At 49.2% G+C, this 13,861-nt stretch carries 19 protein-coding genes, 1 tRNA gene and 1 pseudogene; 5 read left to right on the top strand and 16 right to left on the bottom strand.

Annotation, left to right across the window (positions count from 1 at the left end; genetic code table 11):
* Nucleotides 1-121: 121 nt before the first annotated feature.
* A complete protein-coding gene (locus tag VSQ62_RS16065) occupies nucleotides 122-685 on the bottom strand; it encodes a helix-turn-helix domain-containing protein (protein ID WP_334637683.1) in 564 nt (187 codons plus the stop codon).
* Between VSQ62_RS16065 and VSQ62_RS16070 the strand changes: the two are divergent.
* Nucleotides 605-1,237, top strand: a pseudogene (locus VSQ62_RS16070) (ABC transporter ATP-binding protein); the annotation flags it as partial. The gene VSQ62_RS16065 and the pseudogene VSQ62_RS16070 sit on opposite strands and share 81 nt — an antisense overlap.
* Nucleotides 1,230-2,027: an ABC transporter permease gene (locus tag VSQ62_RS16075; protein WP_334635822.1), complete on the top strand. Its 798-nt coding sequence runs from the start codon at nucleotides 1,230-1,232 to the stop codon at nucleotides 2,025-2,027. The pseudogene VSQ62_RS16070 and the gene VSQ62_RS16075, both read left to right, overlap by 8 nt.
* 133 nt (nucleotides 2,028-2,160) lie before the next feature.
* Here VSQ62_RS16075 and VSQ62_RS16080 read toward each other — a convergent pair whose 3' ends face one another.
* The gene (locus tag VSQ62_RS16080) at nucleotides 2,161-2,502 is read right to left on the bottom strand and encodes an MmcQ/YjbR family DNA-binding protein (RefSeq protein WP_334635823.1); all 342 of its coding nucleotides are present in this window, start codon (nucleotides 2,500-2,502) and stop codon (nucleotides 2,161-2,163) included.
* Between the two features lie 168 nt (nucleotides 2,503-2,670).
* Here VSQ62_RS16080 and VSQ62_RS16085 point away from each other — a divergent pair, with 168 nt between their 5' ends.
* Nucleotides 2,671-3,366, top strand: coding sequence for a YczE/YyaS/YitT family protein (locus VSQ62_RS16085; RefSeq protein WP_334635824.1), 696 nt, complete (start codon nucleotides 2,671-2,673; stop codon nucleotides 3,364-3,366).
* Here VSQ62_RS16085 and VSQ62_RS16090 read toward each other — a convergent pair.
* On the bottom strand, nucleotides 3,363-4,244 hold the full coding sequence (locus tag VSQ62_RS16090) for an AraC family transcriptional regulator (RefSeq protein ID WP_334635825.1): 882 nt from the start codon (nucleotides 4,242-4,244) through the stop codon (nucleotides 3,363-3,365). The genes VSQ62_RS16085 and VSQ62_RS16090 overlap by 4 nt on opposite strands.
* 149 nt (nucleotides 4,245-4,393) lie before the next feature.
* On the opposite strand from VSQ62_RS16090, the gene VSQ62_RS16095 reads away from it, so the two are divergent.
* Together VSQ62_RS16095 and VSQ62_RS16100 are read left to right on the top strand one after the other, a co-directional pair.
* Nucleotides 4,394-4,466: transfer RNA gene (locus VSQ62_RS16095), tRNA-Thr, on the top strand.
* A gap of 138 nt (nucleotides 4,467-4,604) precedes the next feature.
* On the top strand, nucleotides 4,605-4,799 hold the full coding sequence (locus VSQ62_RS16100) for a hypothetical protein (RefSeq protein WP_334635826.1): 195 nt from the start codon (nucleotides 4,605-4,607) through the stop codon (nucleotides 4,797-4,799).
* A 168-nt stretch (nucleotides 4,800-4,967) separates the two neighbouring features.
* Here the strand turns inward: VSQ62_RS16100 and VSQ62_RS16105 are convergent, their stop codons facing one another.
* From VSQ62_RS16105 to ffh, 13 genes are all read right to left on the bottom strand, one after another.
* Nucleotides 4,968-5,897 carry a mechanosensitive ion channel family protein gene (locus tag VSQ62_RS16105; RefSeq protein ID WP_334635827.1) on the bottom strand — a complete coding sequence of 310 codons (930 nt, stop codon included), beginning with the start codon at nucleotides 5,895-5,897 and terminating at the stop codon, nucleotides 4,968-4,970.
* 45 nt (nucleotides 5,898-5,942) lie between these two features.
* Complete coding sequence (gene pgeF / locus VSQ62_RS16110; RefSeq protein WP_334635828.1) at nucleotides 5,943-6,779, bottom strand: peptidoglycan editing factor PgeF; 837 nt, start codon at nucleotides 6,777-6,779, stop codon at nucleotides 5,943-5,945.
* A gap of 4 nt (nucleotides 6,780-6,783) precedes the next feature.
* Complete coding sequence (locus VSQ62_RS16115) at nucleotides 6,784-7,158, bottom strand: YraN family protein (protein WP_334635829.1); 375 nt, start codon at nucleotides 7,156-7,158, stop codon at nucleotides 6,784-6,786.
* Complete coding sequence (rnhB, locus tag VSQ62_RS16120; RefSeq protein WP_334635830.1) at nucleotides 7,155-7,859, bottom strand: ribonuclease HII; 705 nt, start codon at nucleotides 7,857-7,859, stop codon at nucleotides 7,155-7,157. Before rnhB ends, VSQ62_RS16115 begins: the two co-directional genes overlap by 4 nt.
* Nucleotides 7,852-8,421: a signal peptidase I gene (gene lepB, locus VSQ62_RS16125; RefSeq protein ID WP_334635831.1), complete on the bottom strand. Its 570-nt coding sequence runs from the start codon at nucleotides 8,419-8,421 to the stop codon at nucleotides 7,852-7,854. Before lepB (VSQ62_RS16125) ends, rnhB begins: the two co-directional genes overlap by 8 nt.
* A gap of 31 nt (nucleotides 8,422-8,452) precedes the next feature.
* Nucleotides 8,453-9,301: a ribosome biogenesis GTPase YlqF gene (gene ylqF / locus VSQ62_RS16130; protein WP_334635832.1), complete on the bottom strand. Its 849-nt coding sequence runs from the start codon at nucleotides 9,299-9,301 to the stop codon at nucleotides 8,453-8,455.
* Between the two features lie 41 nt (nucleotides 9,302-9,342).
* On the bottom strand, nucleotides 9,343-9,942 hold the full coding sequence (lepB, locus tag VSQ62_RS16135; protein WP_334635833.1) for a signal peptidase I: 600 nt from the start codon (nucleotides 9,940-9,942) through the stop codon (nucleotides 9,343-9,345).
* A 76-nt stretch (nucleotides 9,943-10,018) separates the two neighbouring features.
* Nucleotides 10,019-10,366, bottom strand: a complete 348-nt coding sequence (rplS, locus tag VSQ62_RS16140; protein ID WP_334635834.1) for a 50S ribosomal protein L19 — start codon at nucleotides 10,364-10,366, stop codon at nucleotides 10,019-10,021.
* Between the two features lie 123 nt (nucleotides 10,367-10,489).
* Nucleotides 10,490-11,287: a tRNA (guanosine(37)-N1)-methyltransferase TrmD gene (gene trmD / locus VSQ62_RS16145; RefSeq protein ID WP_334635835.1), complete on the bottom strand. Its 798-nt coding sequence runs from the start codon at nucleotides 11,285-11,287 to the stop codon at nucleotides 10,490-10,492.
* Nucleotides 11,288-11,322: 35 nt separating this feature from the next.
* A complete protein-coding gene (gene rimM, locus VSQ62_RS16150; RefSeq protein WP_334635836.1) occupies nucleotides 11,323-11,829 on the bottom strand; it encodes a ribosome maturation factor RimM in 507 nt (168 codons plus the stop codon).
* A gap of 83 nt (nucleotides 11,830-11,912) precedes the next feature.
* Nucleotides 11,913-12,143, bottom strand: coding sequence for a KH domain-containing protein (locus tag VSQ62_RS16155; RefSeq protein WP_016217220.1), 231 nt, complete (start codon nucleotides 12,141-12,143; stop codon nucleotides 11,913-11,915).
* 37 nt (nucleotides 12,144-12,180) lie between these two features.
* Nucleotides 12,181-12,426 carry a 30S ribosomal protein S16 gene (gene rpsP / locus VSQ62_RS16160; protein ID WP_172489021.1) on the bottom strand — a complete coding sequence of 82 codons (246 nt, stop codon included), beginning with the start codon at nucleotides 12,424-12,426 and terminating at the stop codon, nucleotides 12,181-12,183.
* A gap of 74 nt (nucleotides 12,427-12,500) precedes the next feature.
* Nucleotides 12,501-13,856: a signal recognition particle protein gene (gene ffh / locus VSQ62_RS16165; protein WP_334635837.1), complete on the bottom strand. Its 1,356-nt coding sequence runs from the start codon at nucleotides 13,854-13,856 to the stop codon at nucleotides 12,501-12,503.
* Nucleotides 13,857-13,861: the final 5 nt, after the last annotated feature.

The raw sequence follows: 13,861 nt of genomic DNA on the forward strand, positions 1-13,861 counted from the left end.
CTAAAGAGTTAGTTTGTCAATAGCAGTAAAAAAAGGAGCAAGAAAACTCCTGGAATCTGGAATTTGCGGCGTTTTCCAGATTCCAGTAACCATCTACAACCTCCGCACCCTCCCTTCTGCCCTATCCCTTTTCCATATCCATCAACGCCCGCCAATATTTCTCCGGTAACCGCACCCATCCTTCCTCATATTTCTTATAAGACTGCAGCGGTATATCCGCCGCAGACGCAAACTCTCTCTGTGACATTCCCTTTTCCCGCCTCATCTCTTTCAAAAACTTCGGAACATCTGTACTATCCATAAACTTATGATACTCATTACAAAAATAATATTTATCCATCCCCAAATATACCGCCATCTTCTTTAGCATATGCACGTTCATATGTTCCTCAGGAATTTTACCATTCATGTAATTGGATATAGTTTCGTTTGCATACCCGATCGCTCTGGCTATCTTATATTGCGGAACCTTTGCTTTCTGCATACAATACCGGATCCTGGTCGAAATACTCTGCTCAAGCTTCGCCTTATCCTCAAACATCCCCCCGAATACTTTTGCCGATTTGGTTAAAACGGCGCCCTTTGTTTCCACTGCTATACCATCGGCAAATCTACCCTGCTCTCTCTGATCTCCGGACTCATCGAACCGGAAAAGGGCTATATCAAGATCAACGGAAAATACCATAAAGAAAGCACGACAAACGTAGGCTACATGCTTCAGCACGATGAACTCTTTGAATGGCGTACCATCTACAACAACGTGATCCTCGGCCTGGAGGTCCAGCACATGCTGACTGCACGGACGAAAAAACGCGCCCATGACCTGCTCGACCTCTACGGCCTGCGGCAATTTGAGACCTCACGCCCTTCCGAGCTGTCAGGAGGCATGAGGCAGCGGGCCGCACTGATCCGCACCCTGGTATTAGAACCGGAGCTTCTGCTTCTAGATGAACCCTTTTCCGCCCTCGATTATCAGACCCGCCTGACTGTCGGCGACGATATCGGGCAGATCATCCGCAAGGAAGGCAAATCCGCCCTGCTCGTAACCCACGACCTGTCAGAAGCCATCTCATTGGCAGACAGGGTGATCATACTCTCAGGGAGACCCGCTGCCATCAAACAGACCATACCGCTGATCTTCGCCTTAGATTCCGACACACCGCTAAACCGGCGCAATGCCCCGGAATTCAAAACATATTTTAATCTTATATGGAAGGAGTTGAATACAGATGAATAATCTGTCAACAGAACAGCAAACATATCTCACCAAACACCGCAGACACAAAAGAATCGTCCGTATCTCCCGGGTATTGATCCTGCTTGCCTTTTTATTGATCTGGGAATTAACCGCCAGGGCCGGGATCATTGATTCCTTTATCTTCAGCAGCCCCACTAAGATCGCACTCTGCTTCTTTGGGATGCTCCTGGATAAAAGTATCTTCCTCCATCTGGGCGTCACGCTGTATGAAACGCTCTTAAGCTTCCTTCTCGTAATTGCCATCAGCATCCTGGTGGCAGTTGCGCTGTGGTTCAGCTCCAAGCTCTCTGAGATCCTGGACCCTTACCTGGTGGTGCTGAACAGCCTGCCCAAATCCGCACTGGCTCCGCTTCTGATCGTATGGCTCGGCGCAACAAAGACTACCATCATCGTCGCCGGGATGTCGGTCGCCATCTTCGGAAGCATTCTAAGCCTCTACACCAGTTTCACCGTTGTAGACCCGGGTAAGATCAAGCTGATCTACACCCTTGGCGGTAACCGCTTCCACGCACTGTCAAAGGTGGTGCTGCCAAGCTCCATCCCCGCGATCATCAGCAACATGAAGGTCAATATCGGTCTCTGCCTGGTAGGCGTGATCATCGGGGAATTCCTGGCCGCAAGAGACGGACTGGGGTATCTGATCATTTATTCCAGTCAGGTATTCAAGATGGATTGGCTCTTAATGAGTATCGTACTTCTCTGTATCATGGCGACCTTGCTCTATTCCCTGATCAGCCTCTTAGAGAGGTGGTGCCTGCACCGATTTTAATGCACATGCCTCAAACCGCACTGCCACACGAGACTTTTCACATAAGTCTTCTGCCGGATACACGCGCACAAGACGCAGAACAGGAGATGCCCCGCACCTCCTGCCTACATACTGTCTTAATATTAAGACTATTTTATGATTTCTTCCCGACTATGAGATCATAACTTTCCGCAAGCATACGCTTCACATCTCTATCCGGAATACTTCCGTCCAGAATGACTGTATTCCAATGCTCTTTATTCTGATGATATCCCGGTATCACTGACTCATAGGCTTGCCGCCAGAAGTCGCGCCACTGCGGATCCACTTTGACATTCACCCGGACCATTCCGTCCTTCCACTTATATGTCCAGGCAAATGCCTTCTTATTCTTCCTGTACCGGACAAGCTGCCAGTTCTCATCATGGAACGGCGCATCCTGATACGTGTCCGGCAGCGACAGACAATATCTCAGAACCGCTTCTCTGTCCGTCATACTCTACACCTCCTATTCTTCAGATGGAATACCCATCCCGTCAATATCTGTATATAACTTCGCAAAATCTGGCTTTCATTCCCCCGGCAGATTCTCTATACTGATGTCATACACGGAACGCCGCTGAATCAAAGCACAGGGGCAATACATCAACCAGGAGGTATCACAATGGAAAATAAAAATCATTTATATAAAAGAATCGGTATGACGATCGTCGGGTTAGTATTATGCGGTGTAAGCGTAGGCTTCTTGAAGCTTGCCGCATTCGGCGTAGACCCGTTCCAGTCATTCATGGCAGGCTTAAACGCATTGATCCCGGTTCCCTTCGGAACGCTTCATATATCCGTAAGCATCTGCCTGCTGCTGTTCATGTTGGCCTTTGACCGCCACTACATCGGATTTGGAACCATTTTCAACCTTTTCCTGCTGGGCTATATCATTGATTTCTCTACCGGCTTCTTGCAGGAATTGTTCCCGGCTCCTTCCATGGGAGTACGCATAACTGCCTTCCTCATCGGGATCGGCATCATATGTATCAGCTCATCCTTCTACTTTACCGCAGATATGGGCGTATCTCCCTACGATGCAGTCGCGCTGATCCTTGCAAATAAATGGCACGCCGGACCATTCAGATATATCCGTATCTGCACCGATTTGATCTGTGTGACTTTCGGATGCACACTCTATCTGATTTCCGGCGGAACCATGAACGGCCTCACGGCAATCGCCGGACTTGGAACGATCATCACAGCGCTCTTCATGGGATCTCTGATCGAATTCTTCAACCATACGGTATCGCAGCCATTTTTGAACGGAGAATCCCTGCGCCTTCCTGCGATCCGCAGACACCAAAGCGCTTACTAAGAGAGAATCTTCTTCCTGTACTGGCCGGGCGTGCAGTTCATACGCCTGGCAAATGCAGCGGAGAATCGGCCGGGATTCCCGAATCCCACCAGATACGAGATCTGCATGATAGAATACCCATCCTCCTGAAGGAGCAGAAGGCCTTGCGTTACCCGGTAGTCCTCCAGATATTGGGAAATGGTCTGTCCCGTCATACTCTTGAAGAAGCGGCAGCACCCTTCCTTCGAGACAGATATCTTAGAAGCCAATTCCGTAAGCGGAAGCGGCTTGGCGTAATTTTCATGGATCGCATCAAGGAGTATCTTAAGCCGCAGCAAGGCCTCTTCGTTCGAAGATTTCACCGAAGAGAACAGATGCCTGCGATGCACAAGCAGCTCATAGAACAGATTACACAACATCCCCTTGATCTTAAGCTCCACGCCCGGAGACGCTTCCTCATGCAGCGCGTCGATCCGGCGCATCACCTCTACAGCTTCCTCCGGAAGCAGTATCCCCGCAAGCTCCGGCGTATTCATGTATGGATTCAGGAAATTCTGATAGATCGCACTGGCCGGCGTTCCATACAGCAACGCCGGAGAAAATATAGTGGTCAATGCAACCGGTTCTTCATCCCCAAGCGCCATGATCGTGTGCGGTACACGTGAATTGATCAGTATTCCGTCTCCCGGATTCAAGTCAAACGCGTGATCCCGTACCTGATAACGGATCTTCCCCTGGATAATAACCGGTATCTCAAATTCCTCATGCCAATGGCAACCCACATACCGATTAAAATAATCATTCAGATGATCATGATTGATCTCTAACGGGAACTGCATCGTCCCGTGCTCGGACAATTCCCGATGATTCTGATCTGTCCGGACTCTGATGGACTGCATGAACCTCACCTCCTGGCTGTCGAATTTCAAATGTATACTGATAAAAAAATTGTTAAAAATGCCCAAAATAGCATTTACCCAAAAAAGTTCTTGCAAATATCCGGAAATTTGTTATAATATTACTTGTGGCTGTGAGTAATATGCCATATGCTGGAATAGCTCAGTCGGTAGAGCACTTCACTCGTAATGAAGGGGTCGTCGGTTCAAGTCCGATTTCCAGCTTTCAATGAGAGAGGTCATAATCCTTTAGATGCGGAGGATTATGGCTTTTTTATTATCTCTAAAGACTTTACACTATAATCACCGATTGATATAATGAATATACCAAAGCAAACGGCACGAATAAAAGGTGGTGAGGATATGCCAAGTCAAGCAGATATTGTCAGAGATTCAATTAACGAATTTTCCAGGATTCAAGACTGGATGATATTAGCAAAAAAGAATGACGATCTTGAAACATACGAACAAATACACAAACGTTATGTTGAATTGAAAGTTACATTGTCATCTTTAAGCGTTAATATTACAGAGCTTGATAGAATAGCAGCAAAATAAGTTATCTCTCAAAAGGTGCAAAGATTACGGTTCACACCTACAGTGCTCACAGCAACGAATCCGGCCTGTTTCAAGTTGCCTTACGGCAAGAGGCCGGATTCCTGCCCGTGTGAATGTTAAGCCGATGCCGAACCTGACCTTTCCCTGCTTACAGCAAAGTGATGCCTGTCATTCATGCATATGCACCGTCAACTGCGGATACGGAATCTCTATTCCATGCTCATCCAGCGTCAGCTTAATCGTCTCAAGCATCCTCCATCTCGTCGGCCAGAACTCCTCATTCTTCACCCATGCCCTTGCACCAAGGATAACCGCACTCTCCGCCAGTTCATCCACAAACACATTGATCTCCTCATCCTTCATCACACATTCATCTGATCTCAGGATCTCCTCGATCAACGCCTTCGCCTTCCTAAGGTCCGCCTGATAAGAGATGGACACCTTAAGATCAAGCCGTCTCTCATCCTTCGCCGTCGCATTCGTGAGGCTACTGTTGGTCAGCATACCGTTAGGAATCACGATGGTCTTATTGTCAATGGTACTAAGCTTCGTGTAGAAGATCTGTATCTCCTTCACCGTTCCCTCGTTCTTGTTCGTATCTTCAGAGATATAATCCCCCACCTCGAAAGGCTTAAGCAGCAAGATCAGGACACCACCTGCGAAGTTCGACAAACTCCCCTGCAGCGCCAGACCGATCGCTACACCTCCGGACGCGACCAACGCCGCTACCGAAGCCGTATCCACGCCGAATTTCGCCGCTATGCTGAAGATCAGCAGCGAATACAGTCCCACCTTCAGAAATGAATCTACGAACTGTTCCACTCCCTTATCCGCACTGGAACGCTCAAGCGAACGCCGCACCAACTTCTGGATCCATCTGATAACAATCCTTCCGACGAAGAATACCGCCAGCGCGATCAGGATCCGCACGCCAAACCCCGCAAGCTTAGGAATACTGTCCTGTATAAACTGTGCAAGGCGCCCTACTTCCTCCACCGTATCCTGTGTCACCTCTTTGACCTCTACGGCTGCAGTCACCGCCACATCACCGGCTGTAGTGATTCCTCCTCCTGCTTCAGAAGGCATCGGTATTACCATACAATCTCCTCCTTACTTACATAAGCCTCACATCGCCTTCCTCCGTTAAGGAATCAATGCCAGAAATGCACTGAGATTCCCCCTCGCCGTTCCGGTACTCCTGTGAGAAAACAGGATATCCGGGTTACAATGCGTACAGAGATTCGTCACTGCTATGTTCTCTCTTGGCACCCCTGCCTCCGCAAGCACCGCCTGATTGGCTCTCCAGAGGTTCAGTTGATATTTCCCATCTGCTTTCTCATAGAATAATTCCGGCCACAGAGCCTTGTCAAAATTCTCCCTGAACTTCTCGATCACATCTTCGCTTACCTCATAGCAATCCTGACAGATTGACGGTCCGATGGCGGCAACCACCTGTGCCGGATCTGTCCCGTACTCCTCGCGCATCCGTTCTACGGTAACCTTACCCATCTTACCGACTGTACCGCGCCATCCCGAATGGGACAGCCCGATCGCCCGGTGTACCGGATCCACGAAGAATAACGGAACACAGTCCGCGTAGAAGGTCACCAGACAGATCTCTGGCACATTGGTCACCATCCCGTCTGTCTCCATGAACCGCTTTCCTCTGTCTTTTGCCTCCACCACCGCCACATTCGTGGTATGGGTCTGGTTCGTATAGGTCATATTCTCTGCCCTGACTCCGATCGCCTTCGCGATCCGGCGCCGATTCTCCTCCACCGCCGCCGGATCGTCCCCTCTCGTGGTACTGATATTCATCGTCGCACAGTGCCCCGTACTGACCCCTCCAAGCCTGGTAGAGAATCCATGCCTGACCACCCCTGTCTTCTCAAGCAGCGGATAAGCAAGATAAGGCACACCGTCCACGGTCTTCTCTTCAAATATATGTTCCTGATTCTTATATTTTAACCCAAGTGCCATTGATTTATCCTCCTAAGTAGTCAAACGCATTCGGATACAGCGTTACCGTCTCCCCTTCAAAGCTTACCACGTCAAAACGGCACGCCTGATCCGCAAGCCCATGGCGCATAAGATAATACAGCGCGCATCTCGAAATACGCCGCTGTTTCCGCGCATCAACCGCCTCCGCCGGATGCCCGGTACTTGCGTCTGTACGGTACTTCACCTCACAGAAGACCAGATACTCTCCGTCTCTCGCAACGATATCGATCTCTCCCGCCCTGCATCGGAAATTATACTCCAAGATCTCATACCCCTGCTCTTCCAGGTACGCTCCTGCCTTCTGCTCATATTCCGCGCCCGTCTTATGATTGGTGCATCCAGCTTTGCCCCGTTTCATACGCCCGCCTTTCCTCCCCGATGCATCACTTCCTCATCCGGTTGACAAAATTTTGTAATAAACGTCCTCCTGTGGATCGGGGATGCCCCCAACTCCTTCAAGCCCGCAATATGCGCCTTCGTTCCATACCCCTTATTGCTCGCGAAATCATAGCCCGGGATCACCTCATCATATTCCACCATCAGCCGGTCCCTTGTGACCTTGGCAACGATACTGGCGGCCGCAATGGAGACGCTTTTTTCATCTCCCTTGATGATCGGCACCTGGGGGATCGTGATCTCAGGTATCGTAACCGCGTCGTTGAGCAGCACATCCGGACGGATCGAAAGCTTGCCGACCGCTATGCGCATCGCCTCATACGTCGCCTGAAGGATATTGATCTCATCGATCCTCTGCGGGCTTACCATACCGATTCCCACAGCGAGAGCCTTCTCCATGATCTCGTCATACAGGACTTCCCGTTTCTTCCCGGACAATTTCTTCGAATCATTCAGATACAGGATCTCACAGTCGGCAGGCAATATCACCGCTCCGGCCACAACCGGCCCCGCAAGCGGCCCCCTGCCCACCTCATCAATCCCGCAGATATACCGGCACATACCGTACTCCTTCTCATAAGTACGCATTGCCTCAAGCCTTGCCCGTTCCTTCGCAAGCTTCTCCTGCTGCTTCCGAAGCCTCTCTTCTTCTCTCTTATTCATGCCTTATGACTCCCAGCCTGTCAAACGGGAAGATACGGACCCATGCTCTCCCGATCAGATCTTCTCTCTTCAGGACCCCTACATTCGGATCCCGGCTGTCCGAGCTGTGGTTGCGGTTGTCTCCAAGTACGAAATACTCATCCTCACCAAGCACGATCGGCTCCGCCGCGATTCCCGGCGACTCCATCACCGCCGCACCGTAGATATCGCTCTCAAGCAGTTCATGATTGATATACGTATACCCGTCTATCACCTGGACCGTCTCTCCCGGCATGCCTATGATCCGCTTGATATAATATGTATTCTCTTCATACTGATAGGGAAATACAATGATATCAAACCGCTTCGGCTCCGCAAAATGATAAGTCAGCTTATCTACAATAAGATTATCCCCGTCACTCAACGTCGTCTCCATAGAAGAACCGCTGACCCTGGTTCTCTGTCCCACAAATGTGATGATCAGATAAGTCAGTCCGATAATGACAACGATATACATGATCCATCCGCCCAAAATGCCAAATATACTCTTCTCTTCTTCGTTTCTGCTGTCTGTCTCCGTCATCGCTACTGTCTCCTTTTCCTTCCCAATTCTATCACACTTCCTGCGGATATTCCAGTGTCAGTCTTCCCAGTCTTCCATTGCGGAAATCATCCAGCAGCAAGACAGCCGCCTTCTCCGTGTCGAGTTCATTTCCCCGAAGCCTGCAATGCCTGCTCTCAGCGATCCTCCCAAGCATCACATAAGCGTCCGGGTCCGTCTCCAGATGATACTTCTCCTCAAGCACCCCCGGATAATGCTGCCCGATCAGCCCGATCAGCTCCGCTGCCAGCTCCTCTGTATTCAGGATCTCATCTTTCATGGAACCGATAAACGCCATCATAAGCCCTACCTTCTGATCCTCGAATTTGGGCCACAGGATTCCCGGCGTATCCAGAAGCTCCACCTGCTTATTCAGCCGGATCCACTGCTTCCCCTTGGTAACCCCGGGCTTATTGCCTGTCTTGGCGCATGCCTTGCCCGCCAGAGAATTGATGAATGTAGACTTGCCCACATTGGGGATTCCCACCACCATCGCACGGACCGGACGGTTTAAGATTCCTCTCTTCCTGTCTCTTTCTATCTTCTCCTTACACGCCTCCTTAATGATGCCATGAATCGGCTTCATGCCGTTATTCTTCCTGGAATCTACCTTCATCACAAGAAAGCCCTTACTCTTAAAATACTCTGCCCAGGCATCGTTCCATTTCTCCTCGGCAAGATCTGCCTTGTTCAGCAGGATCAATCTGGCCTTATTCCGTCCCAGCTCGTCGATGTCCGGATTCCGGCTGCTTAAGGGAATCCTTGCGTCCACAAGCTCGATCACCAGATCGATCAGCTTCATATTCTCCTGCATCATACGCTTTGCCTTCGTCATATGTCCCGGATACCATTGAAAATGCATACTTTTTACTCCTTATCTCACGCTGCGTTGCCGCATCTCGTTTATTTTACCCATCCAAAATCTTTCCTTGGGGAAATGACAAACCATGCCTTCCCATAGATATATTCCCGCTTTACATTGCCTACATCCGCATTGCGGCTGTCCTCGCTGCTTGCACGATTATCCCCCAGCACAAAATACTCATCCTCCGCAAGCTCTATCTTCTCATTCGCGATCCCCACCTCAGTGATGTCCGTCGTCTCATATTCTTCTTCCAACTTCTCGCCGTCTATATAGATCCTGTTCTCAATGATCTCCACACTCTCCCCAGGCAGTCCAATGATCCGCTTCGTATAATAATGTATGTTCTCATTGCCCTTGGGCTTAAATATAATGATATCTCCCCGCTTCGGTGCCATGGCATTATATACGATCCTGTTCACCAGAACGACGTCACCGTTGCTTAGAACCGGCTTCATGGAATCCCCCACTGTACTGACCTGCTGTCCGAAATACCACACCCACACAAACGCCAGCAGGCAGACCACGCCTATCTTGAAGATCCATATGGCAATCCCCGCAAGGAAACCCAGATCTATATGAAATTCAAACTTTTTCTTCTTATTCTTTTTAAATATCCGTCTCTTCCGTCTGCGTCCCATGATTCCTCTTGATCTATCCGCTATAAAATAAAGAAGGACAATATACAATATGTACTTGTCCTCTTCATCCTGTTTCTTATTTTACTAACTCTTTTACCTTTGCTTTCTTACCAACCCGGTCTCTTAAGTAGAACAACTTCGCTCTCCTTACCTTACCTCTTCTTACCACTTCCACCTTCTCAACGTTCGGGGAATGTAACGGCCATGTCTTCTCAACACCGATTCCGTTAGAATTCTTTCTTACGGTAAATGTCTCTCTGGAGCCGCCTCCCTGTCTCTTAAGTACAGTTCCTTCGAATACCTGGATTCTCTCGCGGTTTCCTTCCTTGATCTTACCGTATACCTTCACGGTATCTCCAACATGAAATTCCGGTACAGTCTCTTTCAACTGTTCTGCTTCAATCTTCTTGATAATATCGTTCATCGTGTGACCTCCTTATTATTCGGATGTTCTTAATACCTTGTACCAGAGGACCATCTCTTTTCTTCACAACGTGTTATATTCTATCATATTTGACAGCGCTTGACAAGGGATTTCCCCAAATAATTACTCCTGAAATTTTATCACCATTTCCTTCTCTGCCCAGGTAAGCTCTGCTTCTTCAAGCAGATCCGGACGCAGCCGTGCCGTCCTTAACACAGACTGTTCTCGCCGCCATTTCTCAATATTCGCATGATGCCCGGATAACAAAACTTCCGGCACACGCTTCCCATGCCAGACCTCCGGCCTGGAATACTGGGGATACTCAAGCAGATTATCCTGGAAGCTCTCGAACTCTGCCGATACATCGTTGTGAAGGACCCCAGGCACCAGACGCGAGATTGCATCCACCATGATCATAGCCGGAAGCTCCCCGCCCGTCAGGATATAGTCCCCGATCGACACATAATCCGTCACGATCTCCTCGAGCACACGCTCGTCAATTCCCTCGTAATGCCCGCATAAGAACACCAATTCTTCTTCGGCGGCGAATTCTTCCGCCATCTTCTGGTTGAATGTCTTCCCCTGCGGAGACAAGCAGACAACACGGGGCGTCTTCCCTTCCTCTGCTCTTCCTCGAACATCCGCCGTCTCTTCACCGCCTGAAGACGGCTTAGGACCTGCCGCCGATATCTTCTCCTTCACCGCCTGATACGCCTGATACACAGGCTCCGCCTGCATCAGCATCCCGGCGCCGCCACCGTAAGGATAATCATCCACACTGTTATGCTTGTTAAAAGCATAGTCCCTGATATTGACAGCGTCAATAGATAAGATTCCCTTCTCCACAGCCCTTCCGATAATGCTGGTACAAAGTCCCTGCATCACCATCTCCGGAAACAATGTCATAATATAAAAATGCATAACTCAAGCTCCTTTATCGCGTACCGCCACATTTCTCAGATCAGTCCATCCATCACATGGATCCTCATCTGTCCGCCCTCAATATCCACATCCAGAATACACTCCCTGATCGCCGGGATCAGCACTTCTCCCTTCACCGGATGGTCGATCACATATACATCATTCGCACCTGTCTCCATCACATCCTTAAGAGTACCGAATTCCTCGCCCTGATCTGTCACAACCTTCATCCCGATCATATCTGCGATAAAATATTCATCCTCCTCAAGAGGAACCGCGTCTTCACGTTCGACCAGAAGCGGACATCTCTTGTATCTCTCAATATCATTTATATTATCATAGCCCTTGAATTTTAAGATCACAAACTGTTTGAAAAACTTGACATTCTCAATCTCCAAAGGCAGTGTCTCTCTCCCTGTATCAAGCATCACATGCTTCAATTCCACGAATCTTCCAGGATCATCCGTCGTAGGGAATACCTTTACCTCTCCTCTGATCCCGTGGGTCTGGGTGATCACCCCGACCTGTAATAAATCATCCATCCTTCTTCTCCTATTATGAAAACAAGGACAGGCGTTCATCTTATACGTCTGTCCTTCGTCCAAGAGGAAAATCCCTCTTCTTGCTAATCCATGATATCAACGATAACCTTCTTATCTTCTTTGGCAGCCGCCGCCTTCACAACCGAACGAATCGCTTTGGCGATGCGTCCCTGCTTCCCAATTACCTTTCCCATATCAGAATCGGCAACATGAACTTCCAGGACCATCGTCTTCTTCTCCTCTCTCTCAGTCACAACAACGCTGTCAGGATCGTCCACCAGGGCCTTCGTAATAACTTCCACCAGTTCTTTCATAATCGCGTACCTCTAAAATAAGATTTACATTCAGAATCTATTTCTCAATGCCTGCTATCTTAAAGATCTTGCTTACAACCTCTGTCGGCTGCGCACCATTATTCAGCCACTTCTTAGCCGCCTCTTCATCAACCTTGATCGCGCTTGGATCACAGTTCGGATCATAGGTCCCGATCTCGTCGATAAATTTACCATCTCTTGGGGATCTTGAATCAGCTACGATAATTCTATAGAAAGGAGCCTTTTTCTGTCCCATCCTTCTTAATCTGATCTTTACTGCCATTGTATTTCACCTCCATAAAATATTCTTCTATAAATTACATCTATATAACGCGCCGAAGACGCGGTATACCATTATCAGAACGGCAAACGGAACTTTCCTTTCCTGCCGCCTTTGCCCATCATCTTCATCATCTTCTTCATCTCGCCGAACTGCTTCACCATCCGGTTGACCTCGCTGATATCCACACCGGCGCCCTTCGCGATCCGATGCTTCCTTGACGGGTTCAATATATCTGGATTCCTTCTCTCCTCCGGAGTCATGGAGTAGATCATAGCCTCCATCCGCGCCATGCCCTTCTCCGCCTGGGAAGTCTGCTCATCGTCAAGCCCCTTCATCTTACCCATACCGCCCATGCCGCCAAGACCAGGAAGCATGTTCATGATACTGCCAAGACCGCCCATGTTCTTCATCTGGCTGATACTCTCTAAGAAATCCTCGAAATCAAACTGATTCTTCTTAAGCTTCTGGGTCATCTGCCTTGCTTTCTCTTCGTCGATCTCAGCCTCCGCCTTCTCGATCAGAGTCAGCACATCACCCATCCCAAGGATACGGGACGCCATTCTGTCCGGATAGAACTGCTCCAGATCAGATAACTTCTCCCCCATACCTACATATAAAATCGGCTTGCCGGTAACGGCCTTAACAGAAAGTGCCGCACCGCCTCGGGTATCACCATCAAGCTTCGTGACGATCACACCGTCTATCCCCGCCTTCTCGTTAAATTCCTTCGCAACGTTCACCGCATCCTGACCAGTCATGGCGTCAATGACCAGAATAGTCTGATGTACGGTTACCGTCTCCTTGATCTCCTGAAGCTCTGTCATCATATCCTCATCAATATGAAGACGCCCGGCCGTATCCAGGATCACAATATTATTCCCATTCTTCTGGGCATGCTCAAGAGCAGCTTTTGCGATATTGGCAGGCTTGTGATTCTCTCCCATGGCGAATACTTCTACGCCCTGCTTCTCACCATTCACCTGTAGCTGCTTAATAGCCGCCGGCCTATATATGTCACAGGCCACAAGCAGCGGTTTCTTACCCTTAAGCTTGTACTTGCCCGCAAGCTTCGCGGTGGTGGTCGTCTTACCGGCTCCTTGAAGACCTGCCATCATGATCACCGTGACCGCGCTTCCCGGCTGCAGCTTGATCTCCGTCGTCTCGGAGCCCATCAGCTTCACCAGTTCTTCATTCACAATCTTGATGACCATCTGCCCCGGATTCAACCCGTTCATGACATCCTGCCCGACGGCGCGTTCCTGAACGCTCTTGATAAAATCCTTGACAACCTTGAAATTAACATCCGCCGCAAGAAGCGCCCGCTTGATCTCCTTGAGGGCTTCCTTGACATCCTCCTCGGTAAGGCGTCCCTTGCTTCGCAGATTCTTGAATATATTTTGAAGTTTCTCTGTCAAACTGTCAAATGCCATACAAA

Origin of the sequence: Sporofaciens sp. JLR.KK001 (assembly GCF_036941055.1) — a bacterium.
Lineage (GTDB): Bacteria > Bacillota > Clostridia > Lachnospirales > Lachnospiraceae > Sporofaciens.

Coding starts and splice junctions, on each gene's coding strand:
- VSQ62_RS16100 (WP_334635826.1), top strand. CDS start 4,605: ATGCCAAGTCAAGCAGATATTGTCAGAGATTCAATTAACGAATTTTCC.
- VSQ62_RS16090 (WP_334635825.1), bottom strand. CDS start 4,244: ATGCAGTCCATCAGAGTCCGGACAGATCAGAATCATCGGGAATTGTCC.
- lepB (WP_334635833.1), bottom strand. CDS start 9,942: ATGGGACGCAGACGGAAGAGACGGATATTTAAAAAGAATAAGAAGAAA.
- rpsP (WP_172489021.1), bottom strand. CDS start 12,426: ATGGCAGTAAAGATCAGATTAAGAAGGATGGGACAGAAAAAGGCTCCT.
- rimM (WP_334635836.1), bottom strand. CDS start 11,829: ATGGATGATTTATTACAGGTCGGGGTGATCACCCAGACCCACGGGATC.
- VSQ62_RS16080 (WP_334635823.1), bottom strand. CDS start 2,502: ATGACGGACAGAGAAGCGGTTCTGAGATATTGTCTGTCGCTGCCGGAC.
- VSQ62_RS16105 (WP_334635827.1), bottom strand. CDS start 5,897: ATGGTAATACCGATGCCTTCTGAAGCAGGAGGAGGAATCACTACAGCC.
- VSQ62_RS16065 (WP_334637683.1), bottom strand. CDS start 685: ATGGTATTTTCCGTTGATCTTGATATAGCCCTTTTCCGGTTCGATGAG.
- ylqF (WP_334635832.1), bottom strand. CDS start 9,301: ATGCATTTTCAATGGTATCCGGGACATATGACGAAGGCAAAGCGTATG.
- rnhB (WP_334635830.1), bottom strand. CDS start 7,859: ATGAATAAGAGAGAAGAAGAGAGGCTTCGGAAGCAGCAGGAGAAGCTT.
- lepB (WP_334635831.1), bottom strand. CDS start 8,421: ATGACGGAGACAGACAGCAGAAACGAAGAAGAGAAGAGTATATTTGGC.
- VSQ62_RS16075 (WP_334635822.1), top strand. CDS start 1,230: ATGAATAATCTGTCAACAGAACAGCAAACATATCTCACCAAACACCGC.
- VSQ62_RS16085 (WP_334635824.1), top strand. CDS start 2,671: ATGGAAAATAAAAATCATTTATATAAAAGAATCGGTATGACGATCGTC.
- pgeF (WP_334635828.1), bottom strand. CDS start 6,779: ATGGCACTTGGGTTAAAATATAAGAATCAGGAACATATATTTGAAGAG.
- rplS (WP_334635834.1), bottom strand. CDS start 10,366: ATGAACGATATTATCAAGAAGATTGAAGCAGAACAGTTGAAAGAGACT.
- trmD (WP_334635835.1), bottom strand. CDS start 11,287: ATGCATTTTTATATTATGACATTGTTTCCGGAGATGGTGATGCAGGGA.
- ffh (WP_334635837.1), bottom strand. CDS start 13,856: ATGGCATTTGACAGTTTGACAGAGAAACTTCAAAATATATTCAAGAAT.
- VSQ62_RS16155 (WP_016217220.1), bottom strand. CDS start 12,143: ATGAAAGAACTGGTGGAAGTTATTACGAAGGCCCTGGTGGACGATCCT.
- VSQ62_RS16115 (WP_334635829.1), bottom strand. CDS start 7,158: ATGAAACGGGGCAAAGCTGGATGCACCAATCATAAGACGGGCGCGGAA.